Source organism: Streptomyces olivoverticillatus (genome assembly GCF_014203555.1).
In the GTDB taxonomy this organism is placed as follows: Bacteria; Actinomycetota; Actinomycetes; order Streptomycetales; family Streptomycetaceae; genus Streptomyces; species Streptomyces olivoverticillatus.
This window is the reverse complement of the sequence record NZ_JACHJH010000003.1, coordinates 572,615-585,683: the sequence shown is the minus strand read 5'-3', so window position 1 is coordinate 585,683 and position 13,069 is coordinate 572,615. Positions and strand designations below refer to the sequence as shown.

General features: G+C 70.0%; 12 protein-coding genes and 1 tRNA gene. 8 read left to right on the top strand and 5 right to left on the bottom strand.

What is annotated here, in order from left to right; translation table 11 throughout:
* Positions 1–20: 20 nt before the first annotated feature.
* Positions 21–107 (top strand) — tRNA-Trp (locus FHS39_RS13315).
* A gap of 58 nt (positions 108–165) precedes the next feature.
* Here FHS39_RS13315 and FHS39_RS13310 read toward each other — a convergent pair.
* Positions 166–966: an AfsR/SARP family transcriptional regulator gene (locus FHS39_RS13310; protein ID WP_184349528.1), complete on the bottom strand. Its 801-nt coding sequence runs from the start codon at positions 964–966 to the stop codon at positions 166–168.
* A 265-nt stretch (positions 967–1,231) separates the two neighbouring features.
* On the opposite strand from FHS39_RS13310, the gene FHS39_RS13305 reads away from it, so the two are divergent.
* The gene (locus FHS39_RS13305; RefSeq protein WP_184349527.1) at positions 1,232–1,603 is read left to right on the top strand and encodes a nuclear transport factor 2 family protein; all 372 of its coding nucleotides are present in this window, start codon (positions 1,232–1,234) and stop codon (positions 1,601–1,603) included.
* Positions 1,604–1,706: 103 nt separating this feature from the next.
* Positions 1,707–2,720, top strand: coding sequence for a 3-oxoacyl-[acyl-carrier-protein] synthase III C-terminal domain-containing protein (locus FHS39_RS13300; protein WP_184349526.1), 1,014 nt, complete (start codon positions 1,707–1,709; stop codon positions 2,718–2,720).
* A 3-nt stretch (positions 2,721–2,723) separates the two neighbouring features.
* Here the strand turns inward: FHS39_RS13300 and FHS39_RS13295 are convergent, their stop codons facing one another.
* From FHS39_RS13295 to FHS39_RS13285, 3 genes are all read right to left on the bottom strand, one after another.
* Complete coding sequence (locus FHS39_RS13295; RefSeq protein ID WP_343069555.1) at positions 2,724–3,587, bottom strand: helix-turn-helix domain-containing protein; 864 nt, start codon at positions 3,585–3,587, stop codon at positions 2,724–2,726.
* Positions 3,588–3,719: 132 nt separating this feature from the next.
* Positions 3,720–4,913: a cytochrome P450 gene (locus FHS39_RS13290; protein ID WP_184349525.1), complete on the bottom strand. Its 1,194-nt coding sequence runs from the start codon at positions 4,911–4,913 to the stop codon at positions 3,720–3,722.
* Positions 4,914–5,080: 167 nt separating this feature from the next.
* A complete protein-coding gene (locus FHS39_RS13285) occupies positions 5,081–6,523 on the bottom strand; it encodes an MFS transporter (protein ID WP_184349524.1) in 1,443 nt (480 codons plus the stop codon).
* A 346-nt stretch (positions 6,524–6,869) separates the two neighbouring features.
* On the opposite strand from FHS39_RS13285, the gene FHS39_RS13280 reads away from it, so the two are divergent.
* Positions 6,870–8,027, top strand: coding sequence for a cytochrome P450 family protein (locus FHS39_RS13280; RefSeq protein ID WP_246470179.1), 1,158 nt, complete (start codon positions 6,870–6,872; stop codon positions 8,025–8,027).
* Positions 8,028–8,102: 75 nt separating this feature from the next.
* Here the strand turns inward: FHS39_RS13280 and FHS39_RS13275 are convergent, their stop codons facing one another.
* The gene (locus tag FHS39_RS13275) at positions 8,103–9,425 is read right to left on the bottom strand and encodes an ATP-grasp domain-containing protein (protein WP_184349522.1); all 1,323 of its coding nucleotides are present in this window, start codon (positions 9,423–9,425) and stop codon (positions 8,103–8,105) included.
* A 553-nt stretch (positions 9,426–9,978) separates the two neighbouring features.
* Between FHS39_RS13275 and FHS39_RS13270 the strand changes: the two genes are divergently transcribed.
* The 4 genes from FHS39_RS13270 to FHS39_RS13255 are packed head-to-tail and all read left to right on the top strand — an operon-like array spanning position 9,979 to position 13,047.
* Positions 9,979–11,883 (top strand): hypothetical protein, encoded by a 1,905-nt coding sequence (locus FHS39_RS13270; protein ID WP_184349521.1) that lies wholly within the window; start codon positions 9,979–9,981, stop codon positions 11,881–11,883.
* Positions 11,884–11,894: 11 nt separating this feature from the next.
* Positions 11,895–12,206: a Rieske (2Fe-2S) protein gene (locus FHS39_RS13265; protein ID WP_184349520.1), complete on the top strand. Its 312-nt coding sequence runs from the start codon at positions 11,895–11,897 to the stop codon at positions 12,204–12,206.
* 14 nt (positions 12,207–12,220) lie between these two features.
* Complete coding sequence (locus FHS39_RS25725; RefSeq protein ID WP_184349519.1) at positions 12,221–12,484, top strand: 4Fe-4S binding protein; 264 nt, start codon at positions 12,221–12,223, stop codon at positions 12,482–12,484.
* A complete protein-coding gene (locus tag FHS39_RS13255) occupies positions 12,481–13,047 on the top strand; it encodes a cupin domain-containing protein (protein WP_343069553.1) in 567 nt (188 codons plus the stop codon). The genes FHS39_RS25725 and FHS39_RS13255 overlap by 4 nt, the downstream gene beginning before the upstream one ends.
* The last annotated feature ends 22 nt before the right edge of the window (positions 13,048–13,069 follow it).

Sequence of the window (13,069 nt, the reverse complement as noted above, 5' to 3'; positions counted from 1 at the left end):
CAACGGGCCGAGAGGTCCGAGGAGAGGTACCCGAAGCGGCCCAACGGGGTCCGGAAGCCAGTTCCGGTCGGGTTCTGCCCGCGCAGGTTCGAATCCTGCCCTCTCCGCAGCACCACACGAGGAGGCCGCGGCACTTGTGCCGCGGCCTCCTCGCTTTGCGGTCGGTTACGGCACCGCGAGCGCCGCCTCGGCGAGCGGCCCGCCGAGGGCCGGGTCCTGCACCAGGACCATGTGCTCGCACATGCGCAGCCGTTCGGAGGGCTGCCGGCCGGCGATGCGTGCCAGCTGCTCGCAGGTCTGCCGGTAGGTCTCCAGCGCCTCGGCCTGGCGGCCCGAACGGTAGAGGGCGGTCATCAACTGCTCGCAGAACCGGTCGTGGAAGGGCGAGTACGAGGTCAGCAGCGCCCTGAGCTCTGCGATGATCGCGGAGTGCCTGCCGCGGGCGAGTTCCGCGTCGAAGAGCAGGGCGTACGCGCGCAGCCGGGCCTCGTCGAAGGTCTGGGCGGCGCTCTGGCAGATGTGCCCGCCCACGATGCCGCCGAAGACCGGCCCGCGCCACAGGGAGAGCGCCTCCCGCAGCCGTGCGACGGTCCACTGGGGACGGTGCGTGGCCGCCTCCGCCTCCAGCCTCGCCACCGCCGAGGTGAACAACTGCCCGTCGAGTTCGCCAGGTTCGACGATCAGTTGGTAGCTGCTGGGCCGGGTGATCAGGCGCGGCGTGGGCCGCTGCGGCTCCAGCCGCTCAAGGCGCCGCCGTAACCGGCTGATGTGCGCCTGTAAGGCGTTGTCCGGGCGTGCCGGGTGGCCGCCGCCCCAGAGTTCGTGGACGAGGTCGCAGACGTGGACGGGGCGTCCGTCGGCCACGAGCAGGGAGATGAGGAGGGTTGCCTGGAAAGGCCCCTGTGCCGAGTACGACTCCGCACGGGAACGGACGACGAGCGGGCCGAGTACACCGAATTCGAGCATGCTGGCTTCCATTGCCTTCGTCTAGAACTGCACGGCGGTGTGTGGGTGGCGGGAGAGATGGGCATGGGGAAGCAGTCAAGGCCGCTCGCAATGGCGTCACTCGATCACCCCCGTTTCTTTGGACGTTAGGCCCCTCTTGGCGTGTGCGCCATTACTGTTCAGGTAATCGACAGGCGACGCCGGACGGTGAAAGGCTCGGAGGCGTCGGGGCGGTGCCGTCCCGGTTCTTTCGTCATCGTTCGATGTGTCCTGAAAGGAACAACTCTTGACCAAGATCGAGGATTTCGTGGAGCGGTATGTCGCGGTGTGGAACGAGGCGGACGCGGAACTCCGCCGCCGGGGTATCGCCGAGATCTGGGCGGAAAACGCCGTGTATGCCAACCAGGGCGCCGAGTTCTCCGGGCACAAGGAGATCGAGTCGGCGGTGGTGGAGGCCTACGAGCAGTTCGTCAAGAACGGCGACTTCGTCTTCACGGTGGCGCAGGTGGATGTCAACCACGATGCCGTGAGGTTCACCTGGGACATGGTGCCGCCGGCCGGCGGCGAAGCCGCCTCGATCGGCACCCAGTTCTTCACCCTCGGTGAGGACGGCCGCATCGTGCGCGACTACCAGTTCATCGACAAGGTTCCCGCCTGATACGAGCCCTCCAGGACGCGGCGCCGTACCCCCGTCGGCGCCGCGTCCGCCGTCATTCCGCCCCCCTCGCCCTCCCCGGCGTGAAATTCCGAGAAGGTGAAACGTGCTCTGCAACCGCCCGGTCTACATAGCGAGTACCGCTGTCTGGCTTCCCCCGCTGGTCCCCCTGGCACAAGCGGTGGAATCGGGGGTGGTGGATGCGGCGCACCAGGATCTCGGCTATGAGTCGATCGCGGTGGCCGAGGGCGTCGCCGGGCCGGAGATGGCCGTCAATGCGGGCACGGAAGCCGTGCGGTGGTCGGGGGTGCCGGCCGAGGAGTTCGGCCTCGTGCTGCACAGCAGCTGCTGGTTCCAGGGAATCGACCTGTGGACCCCGTCGGCCTATGTCGCGAACCGGACGGTGGGCCGTGCCGCGTTCCCCGTGGACATCGGCCGGAATTGCAACAGCGGAATGGGGGCGCTGCACCTGGCCACCTCCTACCTGCTCGCAGGATTTGCCTCCGAGGCGCTGCTGACCACCGGGGACCATTTCGCCCCGCCGATGCTGGACCGCTGGAACATGCAGCTCAATATGATCCTCGGCGATGCAGGCACCGCGCTGACGCTCTCCAGCAGGGCGGGCTTCGCCCGGATCCTCTCCACGGCCGTCGGCGCGGACAATTCCCTGGAGCCGTGGCTGCGCGGGGCGGCGCCGTTCCGCTCCATGCCGGGCCAGGAGTGCCCGGTGGCCCTGCTGGAGCGCGGCGCCCAGCACGCGAGCACGCCCGAGGCGGCCGGCTCCTGGGAGCGGTACGAGGCGGGGCTGGTGAAGGTCGTCTGGCAGGCCCTCTCCGAGGCGGGGCTCGGCACCGGCGACATACGCCGGGCCGTGGTGCCCTTCATGCACCGGGGAGGCGGCCAGGGCGAGAACTACGACGTGCTGGGTTTCTCCGAGAAGCAGAGCCTGTGGGAATACGGGCGCACCGTCGGGCACCTGGGCGCCGGAGACCAGTACGCCGGCCTGCACCATCTCGTTCAGCAGGGGGCCGTGGCACCGGGGGACATCGTCCTGCTCGTCGGGTCCGGGCCCGGGTTCGGCTTCTCGGCCGCCGTGGTGGAGATCCTCGAACTCCCCTGACGGTCAGGCGCTGTGCTCCGCCATCGGCCGCCTGCCCGGCGTCGGAGCGTGGCCGGTCAGAGGCGGCACCAGACGCTGGAACACCGCCGCCGTGTGGTCGTCGGCCGGATGGAGGGTCTCCAGCGACAGCTCGGCGACGGTGATGTCCGTGGTGGCCCCGAACGTGGTGATGGTGCTGAACAGCTTGAGCCGGGTGCCGAAGGCGCGCATGCACAGCGTCGACACGATGCTGTCGGCGAGCTCGTGGCAGGGCCCCTCCTCCGGCATCACATAGCCCGCCACCTCCTCGTACAGATCGCGCAGGCTCGTGCGCCCGGAGTACACCGCCTGCCGGTAGAGGCGGCCCAGCAGATGCCCGCGCCACTCCTCGGCGTTGTCGACGTGGCGGACCAGGCCCGCGGGGTGCAGGGACACGCGCATCACATTGACCGGCGGGACCAGCAGGGCCGGGTCGGCGGCCTCTTCGAGGAGCAGCTCGGCCCCCCGGTTCATCGCCATGATGTTCTCGTCGGCGTCGACGGCCAGGGCGGGGAAGGGCGAGTGCATGCAGAGCACCCGGTCGACGGCCTCTTTGATGATCCTCATCCGAGGGGCGTCCAGCGCCGTCTCGCGGTAGACGGGCGCGTACCCGGCGGCCACCAGCAGGGTGTTGCGCTGGCGCATCGGCACCTGGAGCCGGTCGGCGAGCCGCTGCAGGAGGTCGCGGCCCGGCCGGGAGCGCCCCGTCTCGATGAAGCTGATGTGACGCGCCGAGGTGTCGGCGCACAGGGCGAGCTCCGCCTGGCTCAGCTTGCGCCGCTGGCGCCACTCCCGCAATAACGGCCCTACCTGAGTGGCTGCTTGCGTGCTCGTATCGATGACCGTCACTTGAGCGAGTATAGCTATTGCCTTCTCAACCAAAGCAGTTGATCGCCCGCGGACGACGCGAATGAGCCGCGTACGGGCACCGCCCGGCCATCCCGGCCGGGCGGTGCCCGCTGGTGTTGCGGCCCGCGGCCGTCACCAGGTCAGCAGCATGCCGTCCACCGCGTAGACGAGCGCCCCCTCGCGGAAGCTCAGCTCCTCGACGTCCTTCGCCAGGCGCAGGCCGGGGAACCGCTCGAAGAGGGCGGGGAGGGCGATCTCCAGCTCCAGCCGGGCGAGCGGGGCGCCGGGGCAGTAGTGCGGGCCGAGCCCGAACGCCACGTGGTTCTTGGTGTCCCGGTGGATGTCGAAGCGTCCGGGGTCGGGGTATTCGCTCTCGTCGTGGTTCGCACTGGGGATGGAGATGATCACCCCGTCCCCCTTGGCGATGTCGGCGCCGCCGATGCTCAGGTCCTCGGCGGCCACCCGGACGATGTTGTCCTGGGAGATCGACCAGTAGCGCAGCGCCTCCTCGATGACCTGGTGCACCAGCCCCGCGTCGGCGCGCAGTTCGGCGAGCTGGGCGGGGTGGCGCAGGAGGGCCAGGACGGTCAGGCCCAGGAGGTTGGCGGTCGTCTCGTGACCGGCGATGATCATCAGCCGGACGATGCCGACGAGGTCGTCGTGGGTGAGCTCGCCGGCGGCGCCGTACTCGACGGCCAGCCGGCTGATCAGGTCGTCCCCGGGGCGGCGGGCCTTGGCGCGGGCGAGCTCGCCCAGGTAGTCGGACATCGCCTGGTAGGCGGCCAGCGGCACCTCGGGGCCGCGGTCCTGGGCGAGGATCAGCGCGCTCTGCTGCTTGAAGAAGGCGATGTCCTCGTCCGGGACGCCGAAGATGCGCGCGATGACCAGGCACGGCAGCTGGACGGCGAACGCGGTGGCGAAGTCGACGGGCCGGGGCAGGTCGGCCATCTGGTCGAGGAGTTCGTCCACCAGCTCCCGCACCAGGGGGCGCATCTCACGGGTGCGGCGGGCGGTGAACTCCGGCATGACCATGTGCCGGAGCCGGCCGTGCTCGGGCTGGTCCATGCGCCAGAAGGAGTTGATCCTGGGCCACGGCGGGACCATGATCCGGTGCGGGAAGTTCGGCTGCTGGTCGTCCGAGCTCATCCGCGGGTCCGCCAGGGCCTGGCGTACGTCCTCGTGGCGGGAAATGAGCCAGGCGAGGCCCCCGCGGTGCCGGACGAGCCGGGGCGGCCCGTCGCGCAGGTCCCGGAAATCCGGCGGCGGTGAGAACGGGCAGGTGCGCTTGAGCGGCCATTCGGGCAACGATACGTCGGTTTCCGTCATGAGAATCCCTTCGGCGGCACTGGATCCATGGCACTGGCTCCACTATGGCGGCGGGGTCCTGACGAGGCCCTGATGAGTAACGGACGGGACAACGGCCGGGGCCCCGCGGCGAATTGTCCGCGGGGCCCCGGCCGGCGGTCGTCCGCCGTGTTGCGCTTTTCCCGAGCCTATTGCTTGGCGGGCCGGGGGAAGAACTGGACGGCCACCGCGACGACCACCGAGAAACAGACCAGCGGAATCACACCGAGACTGAATGCGTGCGCATAGCTCTCCAGCCGTCCCTCGGTCAGTGCCGGATAGAACACGGTGCCCACCACGGCCACGCCCAGGGCGGCGCCGCCCTCCTGCATGGTGGACAGGGCCCCGGAAGCGGCCGCCGCGTGGTCGGGCACGACGCCCGTCAGCACGGCGTTGGTGAGCGGGCCGGTCACCATGCCCATGCCGACGCCGGCGACCAGCAGCGAGGGGATCAGCCAGCCGATGCCGCCGCTGATGCCGATGTGCGACACCGTCAGCCCCGCCAGGGTGTAGCCGACCGCGACAGCGATGCCCCCGAGGGCGACGAGCTGCCGGCCGAGCCGCTGGGCCAGCCGCCCCGAGCGCAGGGAGGACAGGAAGTAGCCGACGCTCAGGGCGCTGAAGATCAGCCCGGATTCGAGCGCGGAGTAGCCCCGGCCCTGCTGGAGGTAGAGGGCGAGCACCAGGAAGAACGAGCCCATGGCCATGAAGTAGAGCAGCACGGCGAACAGGCCGACGGAGAACACCCGCTCGCGGAAGAGCCCCAGGTGAATCAGGGGTGCGCGGCCCGCGTTGCCGAGGCGCCGCTGCTGGGCGACGAAGCCCCCGAGCAGCGGGACGGACGCGGCCATGGACACCCAGCCCCACCACGGCCAGTTGTGCTCGTGGCCCACGATGAGCGGCAGGGTGACGGCGAGCAGGCCCGCGGTGACCAGGATCGCGCCGGGGACGTCCAGCCGGGCCTCGCCCTCGCCCCGGGACTCGGGCACCAGGCGCCGGGTCAGGACCACCGCCACCGCGCCCACCACGATGTTGATGAGGAAGATGCTCCGCCAGCCGAGCCCGGCGATGTCCACGGTGATCAGCACACCGCCGATCAACTGCCCGAAGACGCTGGCGAAACCGATCGTCAGCCCGTAGACGTTGAAGGCCCGCCCGCGCCGCTCGCCGGTGTAGGTGGAGGTGAGGATGCCGAGCACCTGCGGCACCAGCAGGGCGGCGGCCAGCCCCTGCACGATGCGGGCGCCGATCAGGAAGCCCGCGGACGGCGCGAAGCCACAGGCGGCCGAGGCGACGGTGAAGACGGCGATGCCCAGCTCGTACATGCGCCGCCGGCCGTAGAGATCCCCGAGGCGGCCCCCGGTGATCATGCCGCCGGTGAAGGCGAGCCCGTAGCCGATGATGACGCCCTGCGACTGTGCCGAGCTCGCATGCAGATCCGACTGGATCGCGGGAATGGCCACGTTGACGATGAAATAGTCAAGAACGGTGATAAAGGTGCCGACCAGGACAACTGCCAATGCCCCCCATGAGGGGCCGGCGGCGGCTTCTTGCCTGTCCGCCACGGGCAGCGGGTTTGCCTCAGTGGTCATCCGGATGCTCCAGGGAACTCATGCAGAGTACGGCCGCCCCGGCGTGCGCGGGACGAGCCGACGGTAAGTACGGGTTCCACATTGGACTGCCTCCCACCTCTTGTCGATTACATGCGAGGTAATGAGCGGGCCGAACCGGCCACGGCCGCAGGTGATTTCACGCCCGGATTGCTCCCGGACCGCCGTTCAAAGTCAGCGACGAGTCAGCACGGCATCATGCTGCCGAATTCATGATGGTGGACGCATGTGCATGGCAACGAACCGAGGAGTGGAATTGCCTGAGGACCTGACATTCGAAATGTTCGATCCCTCATTCCGGGCGAACCCATATAAGTTCTATGCCGGTTTGCGTGAGTCGGGAGGCGTGCGGCGGGTGCACTTCCCGGCGTATTCCGACGTATGGCTGGTCACCCGGTATGCGGACGCCCGGGCGGTGCTCACCGATCCGCGGCTGTCCAAGGACCCCGCCAACGTGAGCGCGTCGCTGCTGGAGGCCATCGTCGCGGGGGAGGGGGAGGACAACCTCCCCCTGATGTCCAGCATGCTCAACAGCGACCCGCCCGATCACACCCGGCTGCGCAAGCTCGTCGTCAGGGCGTTCACCTCACGCCGCGTCATGGCGCTGCGCCCGCGCATCCAGGAGATCGCGGACGACCTGCTGGCCGAACTGGCGCCCAAGGGGCAGGCCGACCTCATCGACGGCTTCGCCTTCCCCCTCCCGATCACCGTCATCTGCGAGCTGCTCGGGATACCGGTGGCGGACCGGGACGCCTTCCGCAAGTGGTCCACCCTGCTCACCGCCGCGGACGAGGACGAGCGGCAGCAGGTGGCCTGGGCGTACGAGCAACTCCACGGCTATCTGGCCGAGTTCGTGGCGCGCAAGCGCCGCGAGCCGGACCAGGGGCTCATCTCGGCCCTGGTGTCCGCGGAGAGCCACGAGGACCGTGCCGAGGACTTCGCCGACGAAGAGATCGTGACCATGTCCCTGCTGCTGTTGGTGGCGGGCCACGAGACGACCGTCAACCTGATCGGCAATGGCCTGATCGCGCTGCTGACCCACCCGGACCAGCTCGCCGCCCTGCGGGCCGACGAGTCCCTGCTGGGCCCGGCGGTGGAGGAGTTCCTCCGCTACGACGGCCCGGTGGAGACCGCCACCTGGCGCTATACGACCGAACCGGTGGAGATCGGCGGCGTGACGATCCCCTCCGGCGAGGCCGTCCTCGTCGTCCTGGCCGCCGCCGACCGCGATCCGGAGCGCTTTTCCGCCCCGGACCGGCTGGACATCACCCGCGCCGAGAACCCGCACCTCGCCTTCGGCCACGGCATCCACTACTGCCTGGGCGCACCGCTGGCCCGGCTCGAAGGGCAGATCGCGCTGGGGACCGTGCTGCGCCGGTTCCCGGACCTCGCGCTCGCCGTGCCGGCCGGCGAACTGCGCTGGCGCCCCGGTGTCATCATGCGCGGCGTCCACAGCCTGCCCGTGACGTTCACGCCGCCGGCGTAGAGGAGGGCGCGGAATCGCAGAGGCCGGCCCCGGCTCCGCCGAAGTGGGGGCCGGCCGCCGCCGTCCTGCCGGGCTTCACACGGCTGGGGCCGGCGCCGACTCGTCCTCGTCGGTGCCGTCGCTGTCGTTGCTGGCTTCCGTGCTGTCTTCGGTGTCTTCGGTTTCGAAGCCGACGCGCGCGGCGAGGGACGTCACCAGGTCGTCGATGTCCTCGGGGCGCTCGGTGCCGGTGACGAAGACGGCCGAGCGGGTGAAGGAGTCCTTGTGCCGGGCGATGACGTCGCCCGGGGAGACGTGCAGGTGTGCGGCGAGCACCGACGGGTGCCGGATGACCTCCTCCCAGCCGCGCACGGCGCGCAGCCGGCCGGGCGGGGCGAAGAGGAACTGCACCCGCGCGGCGCCGGAGCTCGCCGGGAGCGGTTCGGGGGCGCGGCCGAGCAGGTCGTCGACGAGGGTGCCGTAGAGCTCCAGGCCCGGTCGGGTGTGCTCGATGAGTGCGTGGATGTAGTCGCCTCCGCCGCGGCAGTGGAACTCTCCGAGGACGATGCCCGAGGAGGTCACCCAGAGCTCGACGTGGAAGATGCCGTGGGTGATGCCCACCGCCGTCAGGCCGCGGGCGACGGCGTCGCCCGCGGCCCGCGCCGTCGCCTCGTCCAGCCCGGACGGCACCTGCTGGCTGGTGGAGATGAACCCCTCGGTGACGGTCTTGCGGGTGAGCGCGAGGACGTGGGGGACCCCGCGCAGCAGGATCCCCTCGGCGGAGTACTCGTCGCCGGTGACGAAGGTCTCCATCAGGAAGCCCGTGGCCGCCGCGGGCGACGGCATGGCACCGGACGGCACGGCGAGCCTGGCGAGCGCCCCGGGCAGCTGGTCGGGGTGGTCGATCCGGCTGACGCCGATGCTGGCGAGGCCGTCCCGGGGCTTGACGATCCAGGGGCCGGGCCCGGTGTCCCGCAGGAAGCGGCGGGCGTCCTCGGCGTCCCGGCACAGGACGGACAGCGGCTGGGGGAAGCCCGCCTCGCGCAGCCGCCGACGGCACAGGTCCTTGTTGCGGACGCGCGAGACGGCCTCGGGGGAGTTGCCGCACAGGCCGAGCTCCTCGGCGACGACCGCCGCGGGCAGCACGGACAGTTCGCGGACGGTGGCGACCGCATCGACCTCCGGCCTGGTGGCGGCGGCCCAGGAGCGGCACGCCTGGGGGCTGTGCACATCGAGGTGGACCACGTCGTCGAAGAGGGCGAGCTCCGCCGCGGAGGCCGCGTGCAGCAAGTCCGGGGTGTCGGCACCCACCAGCGCCACACCACGGCGCCGGGCCTGCGCGGCGAGCCGCCGGATCTGGTCCTGGCCCCAGGGCGGCATGCCCGCGATACCCAGGACGAGGAGCGTCACATCTGCCATGTCGACCAACCCACTTCCTCTTGTGACCGTGAGAAATCCTCGTGGTACCTGTGAGAAACGCGCTCCCGCTCCGGTGACGAAGGGTAGCCGTTCGCGTCCGGGGTGTACGGGTGCGCCGACCGCGGGGTGTCGCCATTTGCCGGAAGCCGCTCTTTCGGACACGGCCGGGGCGGGGCCCGTGGCAGGATGGCGCCGCGGTGCATTCTCCGTTTGCCCGGCGCATATTCGAATCGCATGGCGGTGCCAGGAAATACGGACTTTGAACCGCTCTGACTGACTGTCAGAAGATGCCCGTCCGCTCGCCCGGTGCCCGCGGTGATGACGGGGCGCCACGCCAGGGCACAGCCATCTCATGGCGGAGAATCGACACAGGCCGCCGACGGTTGATTGACACCCCCACTGAACGCTTTTAATCTCCTTGATCGAGCGTCAGTTCTATGGTGTGTGGTTCTCGTCTCCTTAATTCTTTAGGCACCGGACCACGCTCGCCGTGCTTCTCACCCCACGATTCGTCGCCCCGTTGACTCCTCGAGTCGCACTCTGGAGGCGCCTCATGACGCTACCGACGTCGCTCCGATCCCACCCGGACTTCACCGAGGCGGACGAGACCGAGATAGCAGAGGTCGAGAGACATCTTTTCCGGCGACTGCGGATGCTGTCCGACGACAGCGATCTCATTGTCGTGTCCGGGATGGCCGCCGCGGGTCTGGTGGATTCCTCCGTCGTCACCCGATTGGCGACCGGTGCCGAGCGCGCCGGACGGCCTCTCGATCTCGTGGCGCACGGGATTCCGGCGGCGGAATTCTCGCGCTTCCAGCAACTCTGGTACCACTTCAAGGTCCCCTACGCCCGCGCCTCCTTGGTCTGGTGGTACCTCTTCTGCCTGGCCCTGGGTCGCGACGGCGACGTCAGTGAGGCCCTGCGGCGCATGACGCACTGGCTCGGTGCGCTCGGCGACGACGTCAAGGCCGCCCTCACCCGGATCGGCGACGTGCTCGACCTGCCCGGCGACACCGTCGTCGTCACCGACGCGGAGCCCCGTGACCTGGACGCCCTGACGACCGCCGTCCGGCTGGGCGCCCCCTTCCTCGCCGTGGCCGACATACCCGCGGCGAGGGAGGCGGGCCGCGTCGTCGGCCGCACGGTCGTCACCGCCACCCCGGCCGCCGGGAGCGCCCGCGAGCCGGTCCACCCCCTGTGGCTCGGCCCGGTGCCAGCCCTGCGGGACCTGCCCGCCCTGGCCCGAGCCGCATGGCGGCAGCTGCCGGAGCAGGAACGCGACGAGCTGCTGGCCACCTTCGAACGCCGGATCTCCTCCATCGAACGGGTGCGCCTCCTCGTCGGCGAGACACTCCTCGACAACCGCGGCGTCGTCGCCGAAGCCGCCGCCTGCCGCAAGGAAGACGTCGCCGAGTGGCCCGAGCAGCGCCTCGTCCTGGCCACCCTGCTGTGGTGCTGGCAGGAGGCGGGGTTCGTCCTGCAGGAGCTCAACCAGTCCCTCCTCTCCTTCCCCGCCCTCGCTCTCTTCCTGCTGCGCAAGACCCGGGAGTACGCCGCCCGGCTGCCCGACGGCGGCCCCGCCGCGGACCTCGCGGACGGCGACCTCATCGCGCTCGCCCGCCACCTGGGCACGCTGCGCACCCGGGTCGAAAAGGACTACGAGCGGTGCCTGCACTTCGACGGCAGCAACTGGGAGCGCCGGGAATTCCTGCTGCCCCTGTCCGTCTACCGGCGCCGGCAGAGCATCCCGGAAAGCCTCTGCGCCCATTTGCACGCCGAACTCGGCGTCGAGCCGCCCGGCCGCACGGGCGCCCTCCACGAATGGGACCGCTTTCTCGAACTCGCCCTGGAAGCGGGCAGCAGCCCGACCCGGGTCATGCAGGAACTCGCCCACTGGGCGGCCAATGCACAGGACCTCCGGGTGGATCTCGCGATCTTCACGGTCCCGCTCGGCCGCAAACTGGACGAACCGTGGACCATGGAGTTCACCGACCTGTTCTGCTACACGGGATTCCGCTACGGCTTCCGGCCGGAGGACTTCGGAATCGCCGCGAACCGCGTGGTGATGTACAACGTCATCGCCCAGCGCATGCGCTACAACGCGGTGAAGAAGGCGCAGAACTACGCGCCGGTCATGCGCTTCGCGCCACAGGGCTTCAACCTGCCCGACATCGCGGTGGCGGAGGACGCCAACCACGGCGGGCACGCCGCGGCGGGCATCCGGCTGGCGTGCCGGCTGCCCATCACCATCGCGCACCACGGCACCGACTGGAACGGCCTGGCGGACGTCCGGCTCAACCGTGCGACGTACAGCCGGGAAAACCGCTTCCGGCCGAGCGACATGATCGTCGGATACCGCTATACGCAATGGGCCAAGGGAATTGCGGACGCGACCTACCGAAGGGGCCTCGGCTTCGACGAGAAATGGTCGGACAAGGTCAAGGATCTCGACATCTGAGCGGAGCCGGAATGCGCGAGGCCGACAACACCATCCATGAGCAGCCCGGCGAAGACGCCTTCACGGTGCGGCTGGGCGACTGCGCCGTCACGGTGCCGGCGCGCTGCCCGCACCGTGGCGCCCCGCTGGCGCAGGGGGTCATCACCGGAACATTCCTGGAGTGCCCCTGGCACGGGGCCACCTTCGATCTGCGCACCGGCAAACGGCTGCGCGGGCCGCAATGCGCCGACCTCGGGATCGCCGGGACGGTCACGGGCGAGAGCGGCAAAAGGGTCGCCCCGCACCGGTCCGACCACCGCGACGTACAAGGTCACCGCTTGTGAGGAGTTGACTGCACGTGACGTACGTCATCACCCAACCCTGCATCGATGTCAAGGACGGCGCCTGCGTCGACGTCTGCCCCGTGGACTGTATCGAGGGAGAAGCCGAGGACCGGCAGCTGTACATCGACCCGCAGCGATGTGTCGACTGCGACCTGTGCGCCACGGTCTGCCCGGTCGACGCCATCTTCCGGGAAGAGGAACTACCGCCGGAATGGGAGCACTTCACCGCCGTCAACGCCGACTACTTCGCCACCTGCGAGGCGGGTGAGCGCTCGTGACCGGGCAGCACGCACCGCAGGACACCCTTTCGATCGTACGGTGGTCCACCGCTCTCATCGGTGACAAGGCCACCTCGCTCACCATCCCGCACGACGAGCGCCCCGTGGCGATGCACGGCGCGGCCGCCACCGGTGTGGGCCTGGTCAGCAACGGCGCCATCGGAGCCGACATCATCCGCCTCCCCGCCGGTGCCGGATTCCCGCCGCACACCCACCCCGGGCACCATGTGCTCGTCGTACTCGGCGGGCAGGGCACCATCACCTACAACGGACGGGTCCACGCCACCGAGGCGGGCGACATCTACCTCGTCGAAGGCGCGGTCTCCCATGCCGTCGGCGCGATCTCGGACCACGTGATCCTGGCCGTCGGCGCGCCCCACATGCCGGTCGAATCCGACCGCCGGATGGAAGTCGTCGTCTACGAAGAGGTGTTGAGCGAGGTCGGCAACCTGCACTGCCTGATCTGCGACACGAAATCCCAGCTGCCCGCCTGCCTGCACGACGTCGGATGCCCGCACTGCCCCTGCCACGCATGCGCGGCCGCCGGGCGGGCCCGTACCTGAAGCAGGCGCGGCTGTGCACCGA

Coding starts and splice junctions, on each gene's coding strand:
- FHS39_RS13310 (WP_184349528.1), bottom strand. CDS start 966: ATGCTCGAATTCGGTGTACTCGGCCCGCTCGTCGTCCGTTCCCGTGCG.
- FHS39_RS13275 (WP_184349522.1), bottom strand. CDS start 9,425: ATGGCAGATGTGACGCTCCTCGTCCTGGGTATCGCGGGCATGCCGCCC.
- FHS39_RS13265 (WP_184349520.1), top strand. CDS start 11,895: ATGCGCGAGGCCGACAACACCATCCATGAGCAGCCCGGCGAAGACGCC.
- FHS39_RS13285 (WP_184349524.1), bottom strand. CDS start 6,523: ATGACCACTGAGGCAAACCCGCTGCCCGTGGCGGACAGGCAAGAAGCC.
- FHS39_RS13270 (WP_184349521.1), top strand. CDS start 9,979: ATGACGCTACCGACGTCGCTCCGATCCCACCCGGACTTCACCGAGGCG.
- FHS39_RS13290 (WP_184349525.1), bottom strand. CDS start 4,913: ATGACGGAAACCGACGTATCGTTGCCCGAATGGCCGCTCAAGCGCACC.